Origin of the sequence: Pedobacter hartonius (assembly GCF_900107535.1) — a bacterium.
Taxonomy (GTDB): Bacteria; Bacteroidota; Bacteroidia; order Sphingobacteriales; family Sphingobacteriaceae; genus Pedobacter; species Pedobacter hartonius.
This window is the reverse complement of record NZ_FNRA01000012.1, coordinates 164,360-187,991: the sequence shown is the minus strand read 5'-3', so window position 1 is coordinate 187,991 and position 23,632 is coordinate 164,360. Positions and strand designations below refer to the sequence as shown.

Below are 23,632 nucleotides of genomic sequence, written 5' to 3'. Positions count from 1 at the left end.
AACTTTTTTGAGCGGTGCAAGACTGCAGCTCTTTTTGTTTAAAACCTGAAACCGATGTTTAATCCGGCCCGGGCACCAGCCCATGGGCCTTTAATATGGATGTTTGCGCCGTTGCCATCTACCTGAGCGGTAGCATGTACCAGCGGAAGATCCTCAACAAAGTCATCAAGCTGTTTTTTAAATTCGGCCTGCTCCAGGGCATTTAAGGTTTTCTGTCCGGTCAGGTCGCCTTTGGCAGTACCATAATTTGGCCCCACAATCCACCAGTCCAGGTACAAAAGTTTGGTCAGTTTCCATTGTGCCCCGATCATCAGCCCGGCAGTATAAGTATTAATGCCACCCTTAAAGTATATAGTTTCAGAGAGGTTCAATTGCGTGATGTCATATTGAAAAGGACCCTCACCATTGTATTTCGCATACCTTGCAAATGGCGCAAGGTAGAAGCCCTGGAATATACCTTTGCCCACATAAAACCTTACTTCAGGAGTAATCGCGAAGTTTGATGTTTTAAAATTATTAATCGTTCTTTCTGTTTGTTCATCGTCTACCCAGTCATTTATCGTAGATTTAAATGGAATTCCGGATTTGGGCATGAACCGGTAGCCTATAGCTACGGCTACTTTGTTTCCTACCGCACGTTCATATTGAAACGAGTAGCTTTTTGTAGCGAGTGCAGCCACGTTCCATTTGAGGATGTTTTTTCCATCTGCTGATGAGGCATCTGCGGAAGCAGTTTGCGCCCGGAGTTGCTGGATGCCAAATAGTAGTGAGGCTACTGAAAGTGCAACAATTTTTTTCGTAAGGTTTTTGCTCATAGTGATTTTTGAAAAATTAGATGTTATATGTGTATTTATTTTTACAGATTGAGTAATTTTGAGTAATGTTAAGTAATTTTTGGATAAAATATCATTTCAAAACCATCTTATACAAAAAGGGTGCCGTGATCTACGAATCGGGGCAGACTCCCCGGTATGTCTATTTTATTAAAAGCGGCGAGATCAGGATGGTGACAGTAAATCATGATGGTAAAGAGTTTATTCAGGGTGTTTTTAAAGCAAAGCAATATTTCGGTGAACCGGCCTTGCTGCTGCAGCGTTCCTATCTGGCCTATACCATTGCGTCCCGGGATACGGAACTGATCCTGGTGGACCGCCCTCATTTTCTCAAATTACTGGAAGAAGACAGGGCTTTCAGCATGAACCTGATAGAAACCCTCAGCAGCCGGTTGTTTTATAAATCTATGATGCTGGAGGAACTGGCCAATGAGCAGGCCGAACACAGGCTGCAAACACTGATTACCTATTTATGGCGTGATACAGAAAAAGGGGGCAGTCTGGATTTTACCCGTCAGGCATTGGCAGATATGAGTGGTTTAAGGGTGGAAACAGTGATCAGAACGATAAAAAAAATGGCCGCCGCCGGAGAACTGAAGCTGAGCAGGGGAAAGATCTTTAAGATCTAATATGATATAGGTCATAAAACCGGCAGCTGCGATTGCTTACCTTTGGGTATTAATTGATCATAATCAGATGAAACCTATATCAAAATTTGAAGCTGTTGTCCAATGTAAATGCCCAAGGTGCAGACAGGGGGATATATTCTCAGGTAAAATGTATTCTTTGTCTTTTAAAGGACAGACCACAAACGAATATTGCCCGCACTGTAACCTGCGTTTTGAAAGGGAACCCGGTTTCTTCTATGTTTCGATGTTTGTAAGTTATGCAATGAATGTGGCAGAAATGATCAGTGCAAGTGTGGCAAGTTATATTTTAGGACTTCCACTGGTTTATGAAAGTCTCTGGTATTATGTAGGTATCCTGCTATTGACAGTGTTTATCTTCAGCCCCTTCAATTACCGTTACTCCAGAGTGATCCTGCTGCACTGGTTAACCCCCGGACTGGGATATGTACCCGGCAGCGGAGATGAAGACGTTAAACTGATGAAAACTGCATGATGACCTATATACTATAGGTTTCGATCATCTGTTCGGTAACCCTGCTGCCTCTGCCTGAAGAAGTATCGATCAACACATAATCGAACCAGCCATCTGCTGCAATCTTCTTCGTTGCTGCATTTTCAATTTCAAACTGCACACGGCAGCCTTTTTCGTTGATCGTAAGTATGCCGGTGCGGATTTTTATCTGATTGCCCATTTTTAAAGGCCTTTTGAAATCCACATAGGCAGTACGCACTACCCATCCGTAGCCGTTCTGCAGGAAATGCTCCATCGGCATGTGGTAGAACTTCTCCATCTGCTCATACCGCGCAGCCAGCACATAATCAAAGTATTTGCTGTTATGAACATGGTTGAACATGTCTATATCGTCGGGCCTTACCTTCAATTCAGTCTCGAATATGCTGTACTGGTTCTTTTCCATGAGGCAAAAATAAGGCTTAAAGGCTGTTTATTGAAATGTTAATCATCACAAACATGTATTATTTAAATCATATTCTGATATTTGCGAATCATTAAAACTTACACTATCTTTGCGCTCAATTAATTAATCCATATACACTTTAGTATAATTCAAGTAATGTATTTAAGTAAAGAAGTAAAAGCCGAAATTTTTCAAAAACACGGCGAAGTAGAAACTAACACAGGTTCTGCAGAAGGTCAGGTAGCGTTATTCACCTACCGCATTGCACACTTAACAGAACACTTAAAGAAAAATCGTAAAGATTTCTCTACTCAGTTATCTCTTCAGAAATTAGTAGGTAAACGCCGTGGTATCCTGGCTTACCTGTTTAAAAAAGATATCAACCGCTACCGTGCCATCATCAAAGCTTTAGGGCTAAGGGATATTATCAAACCACTTGGTTCGAGAGACAGCAAATAAGCGTAATAATATCAAGGAAAGCCATTCTTTAGGATGGCTTTTTTACTTTGTGAAATAAAATAAGTATATATAAATCTGGTGTGGAGAAAGAGGAAAACACACCGCAACAAATTGTAAATGAATGTAATAAAAAAATCGTTCGACCTGGGAGATGGTAGGATCATTGAAATTGAAACAGGTAAACTGGCTAAACAAGCTGACGGTTCTGTAGTCGTAAGAATGGGTGATACCATGCTTTTAGCAACTGTAGTATCTTCTGTAGGCGCTAAATCAGGTGTTGACTTTTTACCTTTATCTGTAGATTACCAGGAGAAATATGCTGCCGCAGGCCGTATTCCAGGTGGTTTCTTACGTCGTGAGGCAAGATTATCAGACTATGAGGTTTTAATCTCACGTTTGGTTGACCGTGCTTTACGCCCGATGTTCCCTGAAGATTATCACTCTGATACACAGGTGATGATCACACTGATCTCATCTGATAAAAATATTATGCCGGATTCACTGGCAGGTTTAGCTGCTTCTGCTGCTATCGCTGTTTCAGATATTCCGTTTAATGGCCCTATCTCTGAAGTTCGTGTAGCAAAAATTGATGGTCAGTTAGTGATCAATCCTTATGTGAGCGACTTAGAGCGTGCAACCATGGAATTCCTTGTTGCAGGTACTGAGAATGATATCGTGATGGTTGAAGGTGAAGCTGATGAGATTTCTGAAGAGGAAATGGTTGAAGCGATCGAATTTGCACACAAAGCGATCGTTATCCAGGTTCAGGTTCAGAAAGAACTTGCTGAAGCAGTAGGTAAAACCGTTAAACGTACATATTCCCATGAAGACAGCAATCCTGAACTGAAAGAACAGGTGTATGCTGCTACTTATGATAAAGTATATGCTGTCGCAAAAAGCCAGACTTCAAAATCTGAGCGTGGTGATAAATTCGGAGAGATCCTGATGGACTTCATCGCTACTTTAGGCGAAGATATTGATGATGTAACAGGTTTCCTGTCAAAAAAATATTTCCACGATGTACAATATGACGCTATCCGTAACCTTGTATTAGATGAAGGTATGCGTTTGGATGGCCGTGATGCACGTACTGTACGTCCGATCTGGTCTGAAGTAAGTTACCTTCCTTCGGCTCACGGTTCAGCGGTATTCACACGTGGTGAAACCCAGTCTTTAACTACCGTTACTTTAGGTTCTAAAGATGATGAGCAAATGATTGATGGTGCTTTCATCAATGGCTACAACAAATTCCTTTTACACTATAACTTCCCTGGTTTCTCTACTGGTGAGGTTCGCCCGAACAGGGGAGCAGGCCGTCGTGAGATTGGTCATGGTAACCTGGCAATGCGTTCACTGAGAAAAGTTTTACCAGGACTGGAAGAAAATCCATATACTATACGTATCGTTTCTGATATCCTTGAATCAAACGGTTCTTCATCTATGGCTACTGTTTGTGCAGGTACACTTGCACTGATGGATGCCGGTATCAAAATCAAAGCTCCGGTATCGGGTATTGCAATGGGATTGATCACTGACGAGAAAACTGGTAAATATGCGATCCTTACAGATATCCTTGGTGATGAAGATCACTTGGGGGATATGGATTTCAAGGTTACAGGTACTGAAAAAGGTATCGTTGCCTGTCAGATGGACTTAAAAATCAATGGTCTGAAATGGGAAGTGTTAACTGCTGCCCTTAAACAAGCCAACGAAGCTCGTCTTCACATCTTAAACGAGATGAAGAAAACGATTGCCGCTCCACGTGAAGATTACAAGGACCATGCTCCGCGTATCGTTTCTTTAAGTATTGACAAGGAATTCATAGGTGCTGTAATCGGGCCCGGCGGTAAAATCATCCAGGAGATGCAACGCGAAACCGGCGCATCGATCTCTATCGAAGAGGTTGGTAACAAAGGTATCGTTGAGATCTTCGCTGATAACAAAGCGGCTATTGATGCTGCAGTAAAACGTATCAACGCGATCGCTGCCAAACCGGATATCGGTGCAACATATGATGGTAAAGTGAAATCAATCATGCCATTTGGTGCATTTGTTGAGATCATGCCAGGTAAAGACGGTCTGCTGCACATCTCTGAGATTGCATGGGAACGTTTGGAAACGATGGATGGCGTGCTGAAAGAAGGCGACAAGATCCAGGTTAAACTATTAGATATCGATAAGCAAGGTAAAATGAAGCTTTCCAGAAAAGCTTTACTGCCGCGCCCCGCTAAACCGGAAGGCACGCAGGAAAACAAACCTGCTTAATGAATTGTCATAAACCCCGCATTTTGCGGGGTTTTTTGTTTTAAAATAGGTTATTTTTTTATATTTACTTCCTCAAAACACTTCCCCGGTTTCCGGTTGCGTATTTTTGAAAAATCATAACTCAAACACATGAAACACCTGATTGCCCCTTCGGTTCTTTCTGCAGATTTTGCCAATCTGCAACGTGATGTGGAGATGATCAATTCCAGCGAAGCAGATTGGTTCCATGTAGATATTATGGATGGCGTATTCGTACCCAATATCTCCTTTGGTTTCCCCGTGATGGAAGCGATCAGCAGGCATGCAAAGAAACCCCTCGATGTACATCTGATGATCGTCAATCCAGATCATTATATTGAACGTTTCGCGCAAGCCGGAGCCTCAACGATCACGGTACATTATGAAGCCTGTCCGCATCTGCATAAAACCATACAGTCTATACATGAGGCAGGTGCAAAAGCCTGTGTTGCGCTCAATCCCCATACTCCGGTGGAATTACTGAGTGATATCCTTACAGATCTTGATATGGTACTGGTGATGTCCGTAAACCCCGGTTTCGGTGGGCAGAAGTTTATTCCCAATACATTGGATAAGATCCGCAGGCTGAGAAGCCTGGCCAATGTTTTAAATCCCGGTCTGCTGATAGAGGTGGACGGGGGAGTAGCCCTGCATAATACACCCGCTTTACTTCATGCCGGCGCAGACGTGCTGGTAGCAGGAAATTCTATTTTCGGAGCGGAATCGCCCGTAGAAATGATTTCCGCAATGAAACATCTGCCTTCAACTGAAAGCAGTAGTATATAAGATCTATTGTCCCGGTAGATAATTTCAAAAAGGCAGGTTTAATTTCTATAAAACGATTACATTTACAACCAATAAATAGCATATAAAATGAGACATAATTTTGGAGCAGGTCCCTGCATTCTACCCCAGGAAGTATTTAAACAGGCGTCACAAGCGGTTTTAGATTTTAAAGACGGGTTATCGATACTGGAAATCTCCCATCGTACACCAGAGTTTGAAGCGGTAGTAGAGGAAGCTGTTAAACTAGTTAAAGAACTATTAAATGTGCCTGAAGGTTACTCTGTGTTGTTTTTACAGGGCGGTGCAAGTCTGCAGTTTGCAATGGTTCCGATGAACCTGCTGAACGAAGGACAAACTGCAAGTTACCTGGAAACAGGTGTATGGGCTAATAAGGCCATCAAGGAAGTGAAAAACTTTGGAACAGCTAACGTGGTAGCTTCTTCAAAAGACGCTAACTTCACTTATATCCCTAAGGACTATTCAATTCCTGAAGACAGCACTTATTTCCACTTTACGTCAAACAATACAATTTACGGAACTGAACTGATGACTGTACCGGTAACGAAGGTTCCCGTAGTTTGCGACATGTCTTCTGATATCCTGAGCAGGGTAATCGATGTTTCCCAGTATGACCTGATTTATGCAGGTTCACAGAAAAATATAGGCCCTGCCGGTTCAACAGTTGTGATCATTAAAGATTCGATCTTAGGGAAAACTACCAACAAGATCCCTTCTATGCTGGATTATAAACAACATATCGACGGCGGATCTATGTACAATACTCCTCCGGTATTTGCTATTTATGTAGCCATGCTGAACCTGAGATGGTTAAAATCTAAAGGTGGTGTTGCTGAAATTGAAAAAGAAAATATCGCCAAAGCAAAAGCTCTGTACACAGAAATTGACAGAAACCCATTGTTTAAAGGTACCTGTGCTGTGGAAGACCGCTCCAGAATGAACATCTGTTTCGTTATGGAAAATCCTGAACTGGAAAAACCATTCCTGAAATTTGCTGAAGAGAACGGTATGGAAGGTATTAAAGGACACAGAAGTGTAGGTGGTTTTAGAGCATCTGTTTACAATGCCCTTCCAATTACAAGCGTACACGCATTAGTAGAACTCATGCAGGAATTTGCAGAAAAACACCAAAAATAAAATTTAATGACTAGGATACTTGCAAACGACGGGATAGACCCCATCGGAAAAAGATTATTAGAAGAAGCCGGTTTTATTGTAGATACAGAAACTGTCGCACAGGATAAACTGATTGAAGCGCTGCAAAATTATGACGGTATCACCGTTAGAAGTGCAACTAAGGTACGTAAGGACGTGATTGATGCATGCCCGAACCTGAAACTGATTGGAAGAGGTGGTGTAGGGATGGATAATATCGACGTGGAATATGCACGTGAAAAAGGTATTGCTGTTGTAAATACGCCTGCAGCATCTTCTTTATCTGTTGCTGAACTTGTTTTTGCACACCTGTTCACCGGTGTACGCTTTTTACAGGACTCCAACCGTAAAATGCCGGTTGAAGGTGCTGCCAGCTTTAATAAACTGAAAAAAGACTATGCCAAAGGTGTTGAACTGAAAGGTAAAACCTTAGGTATTATCGGTTTCGGTAGAATAGGAAGGGCAACTGCCTCAGTAGCTTTAGGCCTGGGAATGAATGTCCTTGCGTATGACCTTTATCCGTTTGAAGGTGCAATTACACTGAAGTTTCAGGGCGGCCTGAGCCTGGATATCCCGGTAAAAACTGTTGCGCTTGAAGAAGTGATCAAAAACAGTGACTTCATTACTTTACACACTCCATTTGCAGACCGTCCTATATTGGGTGCGGCTGAATTTGACCAGGTAAAACCAGGAGTAGGAATAGTAAACTGCTCAAGAGGTGGGACCATTGATGAGCAGGCGCTGATCAATGCGCTGGACAGCGGAAAGGTTGCTTTTGCAGGACTTGACGTATTTGACAATGAGCCTACTCCTTTAGAGGCGATCTTAAAACACCCTAAAATTTCATTGACACCGCATATTGGTGCCGCTACAAATGAAGCACAGGAACGTATCGGTGAAGAACTGGCCTCACTGATTATTGCTCATTTCAATAAATAAAAAGATCAGGTATAGGGGTTTAAACTATTGGATCCCTATACCTTGTTTATTTTCTCAGTCTGCTGAAAATAAAGATTCCGCCGGCCAGGATCACCACAGATAAAAAGATGATCACATAAGTACTGGTGTCTTTTTTTTCTGTTACTTCCGATGTTCTGGCTTTGAGCTCGTCATTCTGCTCCTGCAATTTTTTGATGGCGAGCATATATCCTTCTATGCGTTTATTGGTGCTGCTTGCATTGCTTTGTACCTGCTGCACTTCCTGGTCTTTATAATTCATCAGCACCTTTAGTTCCCGGAAGATATTATTATCACTGAGGATGATCCCTCTCAATATTTCATTGGAATTCCTCAGGTCATTTTTTGTTTGTAAACCGAAGATACCGGTCCTGGCGCTCAGGCTAAGATCATACTGACCGAATTTCGCACTCCGCTCTGCCAGCAATGCGTTGATCTTAAGGCGTTGTGTCTGGTAAGCAGATGTGTCGGCCTCCATAGCCATCACATTCAGGGCAGCACTTAAACCGATGCACAGGAGCAAAAATCTGATCATATTGTTTTTTTAGCTGATAAAGCAAACTTTATGCCTTATCGTATTTTTGATGAAAAAATGCAAAAATCAGGAGTGAAACTGGATACGGACAATATCACTCAGATGTAAGCCCAGTAACCCGCTCGCCTTTCCCTTGTTGATGGCAATCTCCAGGTGGTTACTGATCCCGAACAGGCACAGTTTTTCGCCTTCAGGGACTTCATTGTAATGCCAGCTCAGCTGGGTGATCGTTTCACTCTTCCTGAAGTAAAGGGTAAAGTCGCGGTTACGCTGTATTTTGGTGAATAGCTCTTTGGTAATATTGGTGATGACATTGCAGAAGGTGTCGATATAGATCACGCTCCCCCTGATCATGTCTTTCTCAATAACCGGGTTCAGCAGCGTCCGCTCTTCAATGCCGCCGGTGGGCAGGCCAATGTCTTTCAGTTTTCCGCCTTTGGCAAGATGAATTGCTGCTTTCACAAAAATGTCTACCAGCGGGAAGTGTAAATATTTAAGGTCCTGCATAATATTCAGCTCCACAATCTCATCCGGTTTTCCTTCAAAAAGGAGAGAAAAGATTCCGTTATCGGCACCAACAAAATAATGGTCCTGGTATTTTAGCCCTACGTATTTTGTATTCTCACTGAACACAGAATCTATACCTATCAGATGCACAGTGCCTTTAGGAAAATAATGGTATACATTCTTTAAAACGAAGGCCGCATAAGAGATATTGAACGAAGGAACTTCATGGGTGATATCAACAATAGTAGCTGTAGGTAAGATCGTCAGAATACTGCCTTTAAGGGCAGCCTGATAAAAATCTTTGGAACCTAAATCTGTTGTTAAAGTGATAATGGCCATTAAATATTGAATATTTATTCTTATTCTTGCGTATGCGGTAATCGCCTACAAATATTCAAATTTAAATCAAAATATACACCTCTATCCAAAAAACAATATTTTGAACGAACTTAAACTAACATTAGAAACAGTAGATCCGGCACAATTCTGGGGCTCGAACAACGAGCATTATGAATTGATCAAACGTGCATTTCCAAAGCTGAAAATAGTTGCCAGAGGCAATGAAGTTAAGGTGTTAGGTGATGAGGAAGAGCAGAAATTATTCGATAAGAAGTTCGGCAAATTAATAGGACATCTTGAACAATATGGTTCGCTGAATACAGGTGAGATAGAGTCAATTTTAGCGATCAAACATATGGCTGAATCTGCCGATGCTGCTCCTGAAAAGGTGAATGGCGGAGGAGGGGAGGTCATCGTCTTCGGTAACAACGGCGTAATGATCAAGGCCAGGACAGCTAACCAGCGCCGCATGGTGGACAGTATCGTTAAGAATGATGTCCTTTTTGCAATAGGCCCTGCCGGAACCGGTAAAACATATACTGCCGTAGCACTTGCTGTGCGGGCATTGAAAAATAAAGAGATCAAAAGGATCATCCTCACCAGGCCCGCAGTGGAAGCAGGAGAAAACCTGGGCTTTCTGCCGGGAGATCTGAAAGAAAAGGTAGATCCTTACCTTCGTCCGCTATATGATGCCCTGGACGATATGATTCCCGCTGAGAAACTTAAACTGTACCTGGAGAACAGGACGATTGAAATTGCACCCCTGGCGTTTATGCGCGGAAGGACGCTTGACAATTGTTTCGTGATCCTGGATGAGGCACAAAACTCAACCGACCTGCAGCTGAAGATGTTCCTGACAAGGATGGGCCCGTCGGCAAAGTTCATTGTTACCGGTGACGTAACGCAGATCGATTTACCAAAGAAAAACATGTCCGGCCTCCATAATGCCCTGCGTATCCTGGATGACATTCCGGGCATCGATATTATTTATCTGACCGGAGAAGACGTAGTCAGGCATAAGCTTGTGAAGAGGATTTTGAAAGCCTACGGAGATATACAGTAATTTTTAAACAATAAATTGATGTGATCCATCAACAACATGAGAGCAATAAAAGAAACCAATTTTAAATTTCCAAAACAGAGCAATTTCTATAAAGGTAAGGTACGTGACGTATATACGATTGATCACCGTCTGATGACGATGGTGGTGACTGACAGGATCTCTGCATTTGATGTGGTGCTTCCTGAAGCTATCCCCTTTAAAGGACAGGTACTCAATCAGATCGCTGCCAAATTCTTAAAAGCAACGGCTGATATTGTTCCGAACTGGGTGATCGCCGTGCCTGATGAAATGGTGACTATCGGAAGGATCTGTGAGCCCTTTAAAGTGGAAATGGTAGTTCGTGGTTATCTTGCAGGACATGCCTGGAGAGAATACAGTGCAGGTAAACGCAGTGTTTGCGGTGTGGCACTGCCGGATGGACTGAAGGAAAATGACCAGTTACCGGAGCCCATCATCACCCCGACAACCAAAGCGCATGTTGGTCATGATGAAGATATTTCAAGGGAGGATATTTTAGCCCGAGGCATCGTCTCGATCCAGGATTATGACAGGCTGGAAGAATTTACTTTCGCCCTCTACAAAAGGGGAACAGAGATGGCTGCTGAAAGAGGGCTGATCCTGGTGGATACGAAATACGAATTCGGCAAGGTTGGAGAGGAGATCTTCCTGATCGATGAGATCCATACGCCGGATTCATCGCGTTATTTTTATGCCGAGGGGTATAGGGAACGCCAGGATACCAATGAGCCACAAAAGCAGCTTTCAAAGGAATTTGTAAGAAAATGGCTGATTGATAACGGTTTTCAGGGAAAAGACGGACAAACAGTACCGGAAATGACGCCGGAACTTGTGGATTCTATCTCTGAACGTTATATAGAACTCTATGAACAGATCACAGGCGATAAATTTGTGAAGAATGAACAGGATGATATCCCCGACAGAATAGAGCAAAATGTTTTAAAGAGTCTGACTACACTTTTATCAAATTAAATTCTTAATTTGTTAGCATCAAATAGCGAAGTATGAAATTTTCAGTTGATAAACACGAAAAGTATGTTGTCCTCAGATTAGATGAACCCCGCCTTACCGCGGATAATACCCCCAGGTTAAAATCTGAATTCATTTTATTGAATGCTGAAGGATACTGTAATATAGTTCTGGACCTGTCTGTAGTGTCTGCATGTGACGACTCACAGGACCTGAGCTGTCTGCTGGTGGGGGACCGCTTATGCAAAAAAGCAAAAGGCTTATTCATTGTTACAGGCATAACGAAATGCATTTCCCAGTTATTGGAAATGTCTTCTATTGACCAGTCGTTAAATATTGTAAGCCAGCTGGAAGAAGCTGAAGATCTGATCTTCATGGAAGAAATAGAGAAGGAATTACTAGGGAGTTTTGATCAGAAAAATTAATGAAATTTGAGGTTACCATTTTAGGGAGTAGTTCCGCTACTCCTGTATTTAACAGAAATCCAACAGCACAGCTTCTAAATTGTAATGAAAAGATCTACCTGATTGACTGCGGGGAAGGTACGCAGCAGCAGATGATCAGATTCGGCCTGAAAGCCAGTAAGATAGATGCCGTTTTTATCAGCCACCTCCATGGTGACCATTATTTTGGCTTAATTGGCCTGCTTTCTACCATGCACCTCAACGGGCGCATCAAGCCTTTCCAGATATTTGCACCTCCTCCGCTGAAGGAGATCCTGGAAATGCAGTTCCGGTATTCTGATACCATACTGAGGTATGAGATTGATTTTATACCCACAACCGCTGATGCCCCGGCAAAAATCTTTGAAAACCAGGACATGGTTGTTGAAACGATTATCCTCAACCACCGTATTCCTACTACCGGGTTTAAATTCACTGAAAAGAAACGCCAGCGTAAACTGCGCTCAGAAAAACTGGAAGCAGACAATATTCCGCTGGAATACTATCCCTTATTAAAGAGGGGGCTTGACCTTGAACTGCCCGGCGGCAGGATCATTGCCAATGCAGACTATACCATAGACTCGGATGCTCCGAAATGTTACTGCTACTGTTCGGATACACTAGCGGACGGCAGTTACCTGGACAGTATCCGCAATTGTACCATGTTGTATCATGAAGCCACCTTTCTGGATGAGCTGCTGGACAGGGCCAATATGACCCATCATACTACCGCTTTACAGGCAGGATCTATCGCGAAGGATGTTGGGGCAGGCAAGCTGCTGATCGGGCATTTTTCTTCGAGATATAAAACGCTGCTTCCCTTGCTGGAAGAAGCTTCAGGTGTATTTGCAAATACTGAGCTGGCCCTGGAAGGAAATACCTACAGCATTTAACCGCATCGCAGCTTATCCCGGAAAAGGAGATACTGCCTGCGAAAAAATAATTGACGATATAAAAAAGGGGTGCTGCTTTCAAACGAAAAGCAGCACCCCTTTTTTATATCGTCACCCTCCGGATGCATGAAATTTATTATTTATCCTTTCCACCGCCTCCGAATACAGAGAAGTGTACATAACGTTTTGGATTTTCTTTCAGGTCTATGATCAGGTTATCCAGGTTTTTAGACGCATTGTTCAAATTATCATACATCTTGGTATCGTTCACCAGTAAACCCAGTGTGCCCTTACCATCATTTACTTTGGTCACGATGCCCTGCAGATCTGTAACGGCTTTGTTTGCGTTATCTATCGTTTGTTTAAAATTAGCAGCAGCTACCTGATCGGTAATGGTGTTGATATTGTTTAAGATCGCGTTGATCTTGGCATTGTTGTTTTTCAGGTTTCCTGAGATAGACTCCGCATTGGCGAGGATCGCTGCAATTCGTTTTCCTTCTGTTCCCACTAATCCGTCTACCTTTTTAGAGGTTCCTTCAAGGGAAGCCAGCGTAGCAGAAATACTGTTGAAACTTTTATTTACATTTTTCTGGAAGTCAGGATTCAGGATCGTATTCACGCTGGTCAGGATGGAGTCCATTTTTCCAATGATCAGCTCCGCTTTTTTCTGTACCGGCTGAACGGCTTCCATCAGGTTTTTCTCTACGTTTGAGTTCAGTGTATCACCATCCTGGGCGAAATCTTTACCCGTGCCCAAAGCCATAACGATTGCTTTACTTCCCAGCAGGTCTGTACCTTCAAGTCTGGCCACGCTGTTTTTGGGAATATCATATTTGCCTTTGATTTTCAGTGTAGCTACAATTTCACCATTAGGCTGCAAAACCAGTTTGTCAACCCGGCCGATCTGGAATCCGTTGATCAGTACTGGTTTTGATACACCCAGTCCGTCAACACGTGAGTATCTGGCATATAATACAGTTTCGCTTGAAAAAATTGAATTACCTTTCAGAAAGTTATATCCGATGATTAATACGGCGATGGAAAAGGCCGCTAGTATGCCTACTTTGGTTTCGTTTGCTATTTTCACTTATGCTATGATTTACTAATTTACTTCTGTTTGTTTCTTATAGGTCTTTACAGCCTTAAAAATTGCGTTCACAATTTCCGACTGTCCGCTGGCAGAATTCATGTAATCTTCTTCGGTAGGATTTGAAATAAATCCTATTTCGGTGAGTACAGAAGGCAAGCCACATCGTTGCAGGACTAAAATTCCCTGTTCTTTTACACCCCTGTCCATCCGGTGGTTTTCTTTTGTGTAATTGTTCTGGATCAGCTTCGCCAATCTTAAGCTTTTGTCTCTGTACACATTCTTAAACAAAGATAGTATAATAAATGTTTCGGGATCCTTCGGATCGTATCCGTCGTAATTCTTTTTGTAATCCTTTTCAAGGCTGATATCCGCATTCTCCCGGATCGCCCCGTCCTGTTCATGCAAGCGGTGGCTCCCTGCAACAAATGTTTCAACCCCTCTTGTCGACTTGTCTTTTACATAGCTGTAACGGGCTGTTTTTTTTCCTTTTCTCTTGGTGTAACCTGTAACTACTCTTTTATCCGGCATGGAATTACAATGGATGGCTATAAATAAATCTGCTTTGGCATTATTTGCGATCTCCGCTCTTTTATACAAGGATACATCGATATCCCTTTTGCGTGTATACAGGATTTTTACTCCCGGCATTTCCTCTTCAAATTTCCTGCCTAATTTAAGTGCTACCTGCAAAGCTATATTTTTCTCCTTCGAATAACTTCCTGCCGCACCGGGTTTATCACCACCATGACCAGCATCAATCACTATAGTTTTTACTCTATATCCCTGTGAAAAAGCATTTTGCAGTGTAAAGACAAAAAAAAGCGTCAGCAGGAATATATTTCTTTTCAGTATCATTTAGCTCTTTATTTTTATGCTGTTTTTTTTTATGTTTTTTACAATAAATTATGTCGTTCTGCAGGACAGATTATTCCGTTATACTGCCTTACTGCGAACAAAGATAGTATAATTAAGTTTTTAGTTTGAATTGTTGCACAACGCTTAAATTGTATTCTCTTTCAGGATCTTAAACCTTCCGGAATATTTGTGTCAACTCAAAATATTTTTAACGTATAATCATCTGATAATCTTATATTTATGTAACGAGAAATAAATATATTTTAGCAAAACAGGATTTGCTCCCGGCAATGCTATATTTTTCATTAATTTTGAGCGTTTTGGGATAAACACTAGTGCAATTGTTACATTCATTCACGAATTTGAGATTCTTACAGACTGTTATTTTATTGAGCTCAATCGCATTACTGGTGTTTGCCGGTCATTCTGCGTTTGCATCTTCCACTTTTTCGTCAATGCAGGTCATTCAGCAGCAGGATACCACCAAAAAACCTGCCGTAATTCCTCAGGATACCTCCAAAAAAGTAATCAAGGCCGGTGCGGAAAAGATAGAATACTCTGCCGTGGATTCCACGAAGTTCAGCAAGGACAAAAGCATTATTTATCTGTATGGGAAGGCGAGGGTGATCTATCAGTCTTTTGAGCTGGATGCCGACTATATTACCTATAATTCAAAAACCAATACCATATTTGCCAGCGGAAGGAAAGATACCAAGAGTAATAAATACCTAGGAAAGCCCATCTTTAAGATGGAAAAGGAAGGCTCATCAGTTGCAGATTCGCTGTTTTATAACACCAAATCGGGCAAGGGAACAGTATTCAATACTTTTACTGAGCAGGAAGGCGGATTTTTCTCCGGCGGACAAAGTAAAAAGCAACCCGATAATGAAATCAATGTGAAAGGTATAACCTACAGTACCTGTGACCTGCCGCATCCGCATTATGGCTTGTTTATCACCAAAGGTATTGTGACTGATAAACAGATCATTACCGGCCCAGTTTACCTGAAAATCGAGGATATCCCGCTTCCATTGGGATTACCCTTCGCTTTTTTTCCAAAACCAAACAAGAAAAATTCAGGAGTGATTATTCCTTCCTTCGGTGACGATGCCACAAGGGGCTTCAACTTTCAGAACGGTGGATATTATCTCATTCTGAACGATTACTGGGATGCGAAATTTCTGGGGACCATTTACACCAGGGGTTCCTATAGCACATCCGTAACCTCAAGTTATAAAAAGCGCTATAAATACACCGGTAATATCAAGCTGGACTATGCCAGTAACCGGTATGGGGTGGAAGGAACCCCTGAATATACACCGAGAAAGGATTATAGCATCCAGTGGGTACATACCCAGGATGCAAATGCCAAACCGGGAACCACCTTTAGTGCGAACGTAAACATTAAGACCAGCGGTTACAATACCAATACTGCAGGTAACAATTCCTATAATTACCAGGCGATCACTGAAAATATCCTGTCTTCAGGTATCAGTTATTCCAGGAATTTCTCCAATGGCATCAACTATTCACTGGCGGCAACGCACAGTCAGAATACGCTTTCAAAGGATGTAAATATCGTGTTGCCCTCGTTCAGCCTGAACGTTCCTACCTTCAGCCCTTTCGATTCCAAGAAAAGGGTAGGTGATCAGAAGTGGTATCAGAAGATCACTGTCGGGTATAGCGTAGTAGCAACGAACTCGATCAGCACGAAAGACAGTCTTTTGTTTAAACAGGAGAGTTTGAACCACCTCAGTAATGGTTTCCAGCACACGGTTCCGATATCAGTAAACTTTACAGCCTTTAAGTATTTCAATTTTACAGCAGGAGCCAACTATCTGGAAAAATGGCAGTTCCAGTCTACCAGGCAGGTTGCTATCAAGGGAGTTGTACAGAACGGTATCGTTCAGCCCTATCGTACGGTACTGGATACGGTTGACGGATTTAACCGCTCAGGTGAGTACAGTATCAATATGGGTTTGTCTACCAAGGTCTACAATACCGCACAATTTAAAAACCTGGGGAACTTAAAGGCCATAAGATGGGTGATCACACCAAGTGTGAACGCGAGTTACAGGCCCGACTTTTCAAAACCGTCCTTTGGCTATTACAAAGATCTCTTGTACCAGGATGGAACACCTGTTCGTGATGAGATCTACAACAGGACCAAACGTTACTCTATCTTTCAGGGTACAACCTACGGAGGCCCGGCAGAGGGGGAAAGCGGAAGTATCAGTTTCGGAATTGACAATACCGTGGAAGCCAAAGTGTATTCTGCAAAAGACACCACAGGCAGCGGTACAAGAAAGATCCCGATCATCCAGGGTTTAAGTATCAACGGTTCCTATAACTTTTTATCACCGTCATTCAAATTGTCAGAATTGTCATTCAGCGGCCGTTCGCAGTTTACTGATAAACTGGGTTTTACCTATGACGGTTCATTCAGTCCGTATGCCGTAAAGGATTCACTTATCAGTAGCACGGAAAAGGTGCGTAAAATGGTCGACCGGTATACGATACCCAGCTTAACCCGTTTTGGTTTCTCCTTCGGTTATAGTTTAAATGCTGAAGCATTTAAAGCACACAATCAGAATGTAGACAATGCGACGAAACAGGTGCAGAAAGCAGGGATGACGCCTGAGCAGGCCGCACAATTGCAGGAAGTGAGCAATGATCCGAATGCCTTTGTGGATTTTAATATTCCCTGGAACTTTACATTCTCTTACCGTTTTGATTACAGCAAACCGCGCACCGCATTTAACTCGACCACAACAAATACGCTGAACTTTAACGGCGACTTTAACGCGACTCCAAAATGGAAAATTCAGTTTACCTCAGGATGGGACTTTAAAGAGAGTGGCCTGTCGCCAACATCATTCTCCATCTACAGGGACCTTCACTGTTGGGACCTGAGTGTCCACTGGATACCGATTGGAACATACAGAAGTTATAACCTGACGATCAAAGTTAAGGCATCAATCTTGCAGGATCTGAAACTGAGCAAGCAACAGGCTTATTATACACGTTTTTAAAGAATTTTATGTTAGCTGAGATCATAACCATAGGTGACGAAATATTAATCGGCCAGATTGTGGACACCAATTCTGCATGGATGGCAAAAGAACTGAATGCGATCGGCATTAAAGTAAAGCAGATCACTTCTGTATCAGACGATGCTGACCATATTACAGAAGCACTGTCCAGGGCAGAGAAAAGAGCCCGCGTAATACTGATTACCGGCGGTCTTGGCCCTACAAAGGATGATATTACTAAATTCACCCTGGCGAAGTATTTTAAGATGGGGATGAGGCGTGACGCTGGTGTCCTCGAAAACGTAGAGGCCATATTCAAGCGCGGCAACCGGCCGATGATTGAATCAAATATCAGGCAGGCCGATGTTCCTGAGGGCTGTACCGTGATCCAGAATAAGAACGGCACTGCACCCTGTATGTGGTTTGAACACGGTGAAAATATCATTGTCTCTATGCCTGGTGTGCCCTTTGAAATGATGTATCTGATGGGAGAGGAGATCCTGCCGAGACTGACAAAGTCGTTCAAACTGCCTTTCATCTACCACAAAACTATATTAACGGCTAACCTTGGAGAATCATTTCTTGCGCAGGAAATCGCTGACATAGAAGATAGCCTGCCCCCGTCAATCAAACTTGCCTACCTGCCAAAACTGGGTCAGGTAAGACTGCGTTTAAGTACCAGCGGGCCTGATGAACAGCAGTTAAAAGATGAAGTGGAGATCTATGCCCGGCAGATCATCACCAGACTGAAACCTTATATCGTAGCTGAAGATGATATCGCACTGGAAGAAGCCATTCTGAATATCATGAAAAAGAAAGGACTGACGCTTTCTACTGCGGAAAGTTGCACAGGCGGATACATTTCTCATCTGATTACCAAACACCCCGGCTGTTCCGCAGTATTTGCCGGTGGGGCCGTGACATACTCCTATGAGCTGAAGGAATCTGTGCTGGGTGTAAAGGCGGATACGCTGAATACCTATGGTGCAGTCAGCGAACAAACGGTAAAGGAAATGGCTGAAGGAGCAATTAAACATTTCAATACAGATTACAGCGTTGCCGTAAGCGGCATTGCCGGACCTGATGGCGGGACGGAGGGTAAGCCTGTCGGAACCGTCTGGATAGCAGTAGCTAACAGGAATAAGGTAGTCGCCAGGGTATTCAGCTTTGGAAACAAAAGAATACAGAATATAGAGCGCTCTGCCAGCTCTGCACTGTCAATGGTTTTGAATTTACTGAAAGAAGACGTGAATTAGGTGTAAAAACCTTACTTTTGCAATCAATAGGAAATACCAAATTTACTGTAAACTAAATGGCACAATACGAATTATTATTACCTAAAATGGGAGAGAGTGTTGCAGAAGCAACTGTCATCAAATGGTTGAAACAGCCTGGTGATATGATCAGTTTAGATGATACATTGTTAGAAATCGCCACAGATAAGGTGGATTCAGAAGTACCGTCACCAGTGGCGGGAAAATTGATCAGTCAGTTATATAATGAAGACGATGTTGTTCAGGTAGGTGCGGTCATCGCCCTGATTGAAACGGATGAAGTGGAAAGCAAACCTGCAGTAGCGGAAGCGCAGCCTTCACCCGCAGAGCCGGAACCGGCAGCAGCTGCGACACCAGAGGAAAATATTCCTGGTATAGCGCAGCTACCGGAAACTGTAGTGCCTCAACCTGCTGTTCAACAGCAAGAGACCACATCCGATCGTTTTTATTCACCCCTGGTGAAAAATATCGCCACGCAGGAGCAGATCAGCACTGAGGAACTGGACCAGATCACCGGAAGCGGTGCAGATGGCCGGCTCACGAAAGATGACCTGCTGAACTACCTGCAGAACGGGCGCAAAAATACCACGCAGCCTTCAGCGGCTCCGGCCCCTCCGTCTGCATCTCAGCCGGTCAGCCCTGAACAACCGGCCACAAACAAACAGAACCTTACTGCGCCTTCAGCAAAACCTGAGGTGGCACGCCCTGCGGTAAGCATCAGTGGTGGTGACGAGGTTATTGAAATGGACCGTATGGGTAAGCTGATTGCAGATCATATGGTGATGAGTAAACAGACTTCGGCGCATGTTACATCCTTTGTTGAAGCAGATGTCACCAATATGGTGGTATGGAGAGAGAAGGTGAAGAAGAATTTTGAAAAGCGGGAAAATGAGAAAATAACCTTTACCCCGATCTTTATTGAAGCGGTAACAAAAGCAATCAAAGATTTTCCAATGATCAACGTATCAGTAAACGGTACCAGCATCATCAGAAAAAGAGATATCAATATTGGTATGGCAGCGGCACTTCCCAATGGGAACCTGATCGTACCGGTCATCAAAAACGCAGATCAGCTGAACCTTGTAGGTTTAACAAAAGCAGTGAACGACCTTGCCAACCGTGCCAGGGGATCTAAGCTTAAACCTGATGACACACAAAATGGTACCTTCACTTTAACCAATGTGGGTTCTTTTGGAAATGTGATGGGAACACCTATCATTAATCAGCCGCAGGTGGCGATACTTGCCGTGGGTACGATTAAAAAGAAACCTGCAGTGCTCGAAACTGAATTCGGAGATGTAATTGCTATCCGCCATATGATGTTCCTTTCGCTTTCTTATGACCATAGAGTGGTTAATGGGGCGCTTGGTGGCATGTTCGTAAGAAGAGTTGCGGATTATCTGGAAAACTGGGATGCGAACAGGGAAATTTAATCTACCTGGTTACTCAGTATGCTATGCATACTGTAAACTAATCCCAGTATAAGACATCTGTAATGCAGTTATGATATTTTGAACAGCTGTGTATTTAAGTGCCCTGCCTGGAACGGTGGTATAGAAGATCCCCCAGGAGGAACTTAAAAAAGATGGATATAATATATCCATCTTTCATATTGATGATCTTTTCGAAGTAAGTAATCAACTAAGCAAGCATAAACAATTAAGCGTTCAACTAAGAAACAATCCTCCTGAAAACACGGGACTATTGCACCAGCACTTCTTCAGCAGCAATTTCCTGGATCTGTTGTTCAGTATAAGTAAAACGGCCTGTATTAGCGATGAACACGTCTTTCTGTACTAGCAGGTCTTTATTTGCCAGAAGTGATTTCAGGCTTACACTTCCAATGACATACTTGTAGTCATTTCTTGAGAAACGTTCTATAATATTTTCAATTTTGAGTTTCTCTACCGTGTATTCGTGTGTGTATCTCAGGTATACCTCAATGTTCACATTATCAGTATGGATCAGTCCGTTTTTCTGGTGGTATTTTTTGTACTCATACCTGTAGCCGTATCTCAATGCAGCAATATCGGATAACACTGCAGCACCCGTTGGGTGCCCTCCGGCACCTTTTCCAAAGAAAAATTGTTTGTCGGCAAAAGCAGCCTGAACGGTGACACCATTGTATTCATTTTCAACGTTGAAAAGGAAATCATCAGACTTTACAAATTTTGGCAGTACATAAGTTACGACCTGTTTAGTGCTGATCTTGCGTGCGGTAGGTACCAGTTTAATCTTGAAATTCTTCTCCCTGGCATACTGAATATCATGCTCCGATAGATTCTGGATTCCTATGTTCAGGATCTTATCCGGATTGATGAACAATCCGTAAGCATGGGCTGTGGCAATGGCCAGTTTGAATTTTGGGTCGAAACCACCAACATCCATTATCGGGTCTGTTTCAGCAAAGCCAAGATCCTGAGCCTGTTTTAAAGCATCAGCATAAGGCATGTTCTCATTAAATATTTTGGAGAGGATATAGTTTGATGAACCATTGAATATCCCGCTTATTCCATGCAGCAACTCATTGTCGTAATACTCTTCAAGATTCCTGATGATAGGAATACTGCCGCAAACTGCGCCTTCATAAAGAAGGGAAGTTCCATATTTTGCCTGTAATTCAACCAGTTCTTCCAGGTGATTGGCAATCATTTTTTTATTCGCTGAAACGACATGTTTTCCATTAATCAGCGCTTTCCGGGTGATCTCAAAAGCCGCATCAGCATCATCAATCAGTTCAACTATGGTATTGATCTCTTCATTGTTCAGTATCTCATCATGATCTGTAGTAAACAGTTTAGCGTCAAGGCTCCGCTTTTTATCAGGATTTTTTATTGCTATTTTGATGATCTCGAGGTTCAGGTCCTGACCACGGATGATGTCATGCAATCCCTGTCCCACCACTCCAAAACCGAATATTCCAATTTTAAGTTTCTTATTCATTATGCTATTTTATGCAGTTTAACAATTTTTTTATTTGCGCTTTCCTTCAAAAAGTTCCCGATGATATTGGTTAAAATGTCTGTTTCAATCAGAAAGCCGTCATGTCCGTAGGCAGATTTGATGCTGTGGAACTCAGCTCCGGGAATATGTTTTCCCAGGAACTCCTGCTCATTGACAGGGAAAAGGAAGTCATTCTCAATGCCGATCACCAGCGTATTTGATTTGATTCCCGCCAGGGCATCGGCCACACTTTTTCGTCCTCTGCCAACATTGTGGCTGTCCATTGCTTTGGTAAGGTACCAATAGCTGTAGGCATTAAACCTACGGCAGAGTTTTTCGCCCTGATATTTTTGATAGGACGCAGCCCGGAAATCACCCGTCTTGTCATTTACACTTTCCACCTGTGTGGCATTATAAGCTTCATAGGTACGGTAGGAAAGCAAGGCTATACTTCTGGCTGCCTGAAGTCCTTTCATTCCACCGTCAGGCTGCTGGCTGTAGAAACTGCGGTCGGCACTGATGGCTAGGCGCTGGCTTTCATTGAATGCAATTCCCCAAGGGGTCTGGAAGGCGTTACAGGCTACGAGTATTAGATTTTCAATAGTGATGGTATTTGCAATTGCCCATTCTGAAGCCTGCTGACCTCCTAAAGATCCGCCGATCAATACCTTGATTTTTGTAATTCCAAGGTGGTCTGCCAATAGCTGATGTACTTTGGCAAGATCCCGGATGGTAAACTCAGGGAAGGAAAGGTAATAAGGATTTCCGGTTACCGGATCAATATTAAGAGGGCTGGTAGTGCCATAATGCGAGCCCAGCACATTAGCACAAATGATAAAATGCTCTTCAGGATTAAACAGGTATTTATCGCCTACAAGTCCCTTCCACCAGTCGGCCACATCTGCATTAGCAGTCAAAGCATGGCAAGCCCAGATTACATTATTTTTTTTGGCATTTAACCTGCCATAAGTCTGATAGGCAATTTGAAGTTCAGAAAGCTTTTTTCCGTTTTCAAGTTTAAAAGGCTTTTTGTGATGATATATAGCTGTTGATGACATTATACTAAATCTTTATATAGAGAGGCTGTTGCTGTGTGTTTAAACATGCATAAAGCCGTAATAGAATTTGTTTGAGTTGACATGTTGACTGAGTTGAAAAAGGAATACCTTCCGGTTGGGTTTACAATGGGAGGTTAGTTCAGGCAACAACACATATATTCAAAAGCCCGTGTATCAGGATTAATGTTAGGCTGCTTTTCGCCCGGTAGCGATAGTATTGATCTTGTTTTCATTTGTCTAAATTTATCTTTCCAGAAAGCAATATGCTGACTGGTCAGGAATTGGCACCTTCTCCATTTGGGAGGGTTGCCAGTGGGTCATAGAGCCTGTCTCTCGCCACTTCTTTATAAATCAAACCCGGTGATTGAGGTTGACTCGAAAAGCTTTCGCTTTATGTCTACAAATGTAATGCTACAGATTATATTTTCAAAATATAATTCTGAATAATTGTTACAGTACTGTAAGTTAGGGTGTTAAAATGATTTAAATCGTCAAATTCACAGGCGTTACGCCTTGAAATGAGCCCCTGTTCCTGCAAAACAGCGTTTAAATGTGTCTGCGTTAATCGGTACAGAA

Annotated in this window: 22 protein-coding genes and 1 riboswitch; of the genes, 14 read left to right on the top strand and 8 right to left on the bottom strand. The window is 42.7% G+C overall.

What is annotated here, in order from left to right; genetic code table 11:
• Positions 1-38: 38 nt before the first annotated feature.
• Positions 39-815, bottom strand: a complete 777-nt coding sequence (locus BLW16_RS19100) for a DUF3575 domain-containing protein (RefSeq protein WP_090559468.1) — start codon at positions 813-815, stop codon at positions 39-41.
• A gap of 65 nt (positions 816-880) precedes the next feature.
• Between BLW16_RS19100 and BLW16_RS19095 the strand changes: the two genes are divergently transcribed.
• Positions 881-1,462, top strand: a complete 582-nt coding sequence (locus tag BLW16_RS19095) for a Crp/Fnr family transcriptional regulator (protein WP_090559467.1) — start codon at positions 881-883, stop codon at positions 1,460-1,462.
• Between the two features lie 157 nt (positions 1,463-1,619).
• On the top strand, positions 1,620-1,955 hold the full coding sequence (locus BLW16_RS19090) for a DUF983 domain-containing protein (protein WP_394332036.1): 336 nt from the start codon (positions 1,620-1,622) through the stop codon (positions 1,953-1,955).
• A 4-nt stretch (positions 1,956-1,959) separates the two neighbouring features.
• Here the strand turns inward: BLW16_RS19090 and BLW16_RS19085 are convergent, their stop codons facing one another.
• Positions 1,960-2,379 carry an acyl-CoA thioesterase gene (locus BLW16_RS19085; protein ID WP_090559465.1) on the bottom strand — a complete coding sequence of 140 codons (420 nt, stop codon included), beginning with the start codon at positions 2,377-2,379 and terminating at the stop codon, positions 1,960-1,962.
• 156 nt (positions 2,380-2,535) lie between these two features.
• Between BLW16_RS19085 and rpsO the strand changes: the two genes are divergently transcribed.
• The 5 genes from rpsO (at position 2,536) to BLW16_RS19060 (ending at position 8,019) form a co-directional block, all read left to right on the top strand.
• The gene (gene rpsO / locus BLW16_RS19080) at positions 2,536-2,838 is read left to right on the top strand and encodes a 30S ribosomal protein S15 (RefSeq protein ID WP_090559464.1); all 303 of its coding nucleotides are present in this window, start codon (positions 2,536-2,538) and stop codon (positions 2,836-2,838) included.
• A gap of 117 nt (positions 2,839-2,955) precedes the next feature.
• A complete protein-coding gene (gene pnp, locus BLW16_RS19075) occupies positions 2,956-5,103 on the top strand; it encodes a polyribonucleotide nucleotidyltransferase (protein ID WP_090559463.1) in 2,148 nt (715 codons plus the stop codon).
• Positions 5,104-5,232: 129 nt separating this feature from the next.
• Complete coding sequence (gene rpe, locus BLW16_RS19070) at positions 5,233-5,907, top strand: ribulose-phosphate 3-epimerase (RefSeq protein WP_090559462.1); 675 nt, start codon at positions 5,233-5,235, stop codon at positions 5,905-5,907.
• An 87-nt stretch (positions 5,908-5,994) separates the two neighbouring features.
• A complete protein-coding gene (gene serC, locus BLW16_RS19065) occupies positions 5,995-7,062 on the top strand; it encodes a 3-phosphoserine/phosphohydroxythreonine transaminase (RefSeq protein WP_090559461.1) in 1,068 nt (355 codons plus the stop codon).
• Between the two features lie 6 nt (positions 7,063-7,068).
• Positions 7,069-8,019 carry a D-2-hydroxyacid dehydrogenase gene (locus tag BLW16_RS19060; protein WP_090559460.1) on the top strand — a complete coding sequence of 317 codons (951 nt, stop codon included), beginning with the start codon at positions 7,069-7,071 and terminating at the stop codon, positions 8,017-8,019.
• A 46-nt stretch (positions 8,020-8,065) separates the two neighbouring features.
• Here the strand turns inward: BLW16_RS19060 and BLW16_RS19055 are convergent, their stop codons facing one another.
• Together BLW16_RS19055 and BLW16_RS19050 are read right to left on the bottom strand one after the other, a co-directional pair.
• Positions 8,066-8,572 carry a hypothetical protein gene (locus BLW16_RS19055; RefSeq protein WP_090559459.1) on the bottom strand — a complete coding sequence of 169 codons (507 nt, stop codon included), beginning with the start codon at positions 8,570-8,572 and terminating at the stop codon, positions 8,066-8,068.
• Between the two features lie 66 nt (positions 8,573-8,638).
• Positions 8,639-9,418, bottom strand: a complete 780-nt coding sequence (locus BLW16_RS19050; RefSeq protein WP_090559458.1) for an SAM hydrolase/SAM-dependent halogenase family protein — start codon at positions 9,416-9,418, stop codon at positions 8,639-8,641.
• A gap of 100 nt (positions 9,419-9,518) precedes the next feature.
• Here BLW16_RS19050 and BLW16_RS19045 point away from each other — a divergent pair, with 100 nt between their 5' ends.
• Genes BLW16_RS19045 through BLW16_RS19030 form a run of 4 tightly spaced genes read left to right on the top strand, consistent with a single transcriptional unit; the run spans position 9,519 to position 12,804 of the window.
• Positions 9,519-10,481, top strand: coding sequence for a PhoH family protein (locus tag BLW16_RS19045; RefSeq protein ID WP_090559457.1), 963 nt, complete (start codon positions 9,519-9,521; stop codon positions 10,479-10,481).
• A 36-nt stretch (positions 10,482-10,517) separates the two neighbouring features.
• Entirely contained in the window at positions 10,518-11,471 is a 954-nt protein-coding gene (locus tag BLW16_RS19040) for a phosphoribosylaminoimidazolesuccinocarboxamide synthase (RefSeq protein ID WP_090559456.1), read from the top strand.
• A 32-nt stretch (positions 11,472-11,503) separates the two neighbouring features.
• A complete protein-coding gene (locus BLW16_RS19035) occupies positions 11,504-11,893 on the top strand; it encodes an STAS domain-containing protein (protein ID WP_090559455.1) in 390 nt (129 codons plus the stop codon).
• Complete coding sequence (locus tag BLW16_RS19030; protein ID WP_090559454.1) at positions 11,893-12,804, top strand: ribonuclease Z; 912 nt, start codon at positions 11,893-11,895, stop codon at positions 12,802-12,804. Before BLW16_RS19035 ends, BLW16_RS19030 begins: the two co-directional genes overlap by 1 nt.
• A 136-nt stretch (positions 12,805-12,940) precedes the next feature.
• On the opposite strand, the gene BLW16_RS19025 is transcribed toward BLW16_RS19030, so the two are convergent.
• Together BLW16_RS19025 and BLW16_RS19020 are read right to left on the bottom strand one after the other, a co-directional pair.
• Positions 12,941-13,891, bottom strand: coding sequence for an MlaD family protein (locus tag BLW16_RS19025; protein ID WP_090559453.1), 951 nt, complete (start codon positions 13,889-13,891; stop codon positions 12,941-12,943).
• Between the two features lie 15 nt (positions 13,892-13,906).
• The gene (locus tag BLW16_RS19020; protein WP_090559452.1) at positions 13,907-14,749 is read right to left on the bottom strand and encodes an N-acetylmuramoyl-L-alanine amidase family protein; all 843 of its coding nucleotides are present in this window, start codon (positions 14,747-14,749) and stop codon (positions 13,907-13,909) included.
• A gap of 389 nt (positions 14,750-15,138) precedes the next feature.
• Here BLW16_RS19020 and BLW16_RS19015 point away from each other — a divergent pair, with 389 nt between their 5' ends.
• Genes BLW16_RS19015 through BLW16_RS19005 form a run of 3 tightly spaced genes read left to right on the top strand, consistent with a single transcriptional unit; the run spans position 15,139 to position 20,488 of the window.
• A complete protein-coding gene (locus BLW16_RS19015) occupies positions 15,139-17,781 on the top strand; it encodes a putative LPS assembly protein LptD (RefSeq protein WP_245735383.1) in 2,643 nt (880 codons plus the stop codon).
• 8 nt (positions 17,782-17,789) lie between these two features.
• Positions 17,790-19,037 carry a competence/damage-inducible protein A gene (locus BLW16_RS19010; protein WP_090559450.1) on the top strand — a complete coding sequence of 416 codons (1,248 nt, stop codon included), beginning with the start codon at positions 17,790-17,792 and terminating at the stop codon, positions 19,035-19,037.
• 56 nt (positions 19,038-19,093) lie between these two features.
• The gene (locus BLW16_RS19005) at positions 19,094-20,488 is read left to right on the top strand and encodes a dihydrolipoamide acetyltransferase family protein (protein ID WP_090559449.1); all 1,395 of its coding nucleotides are present in this window, start codon (positions 19,094-19,096) and stop codon (positions 20,486-20,488) included.
• A gap of 268 nt (positions 20,489-20,756) precedes the next feature.
• Here the strand turns inward: BLW16_RS19005 and BLW16_RS19000 are convergent, their stop codons facing one another.
• Both BLW16_RS19000 and BLW16_RS18995 read right to left on the bottom strand, forming a co-directional pair.
• On the bottom strand, positions 20,757-21,998 hold the full coding sequence (locus tag BLW16_RS19000) for a homoserine dehydrogenase (RefSeq protein WP_090559448.1): 1,242 nt from the start codon (positions 21,996-21,998) through the stop codon (positions 20,757-20,759).
• Positions 21,998-23,056, bottom strand: coding sequence for a homoserine O-acetyltransferase family protein (locus tag BLW16_RS18995; protein ID WP_090559447.1), 1,059 nt, complete (start codon positions 23,054-23,056; stop codon positions 21,998-22,000). Before BLW16_RS18995 ends, BLW16_RS19000 begins: the two co-directional genes overlap by 1 nt.
• 240 nt (positions 23,057-23,296) lie before the next feature.
• Positions 23,297-23,409, bottom strand: a riboswitch (SAM riboswitch).
• Positions 23,410-23,632 lie beyond the last annotated feature (223 nt).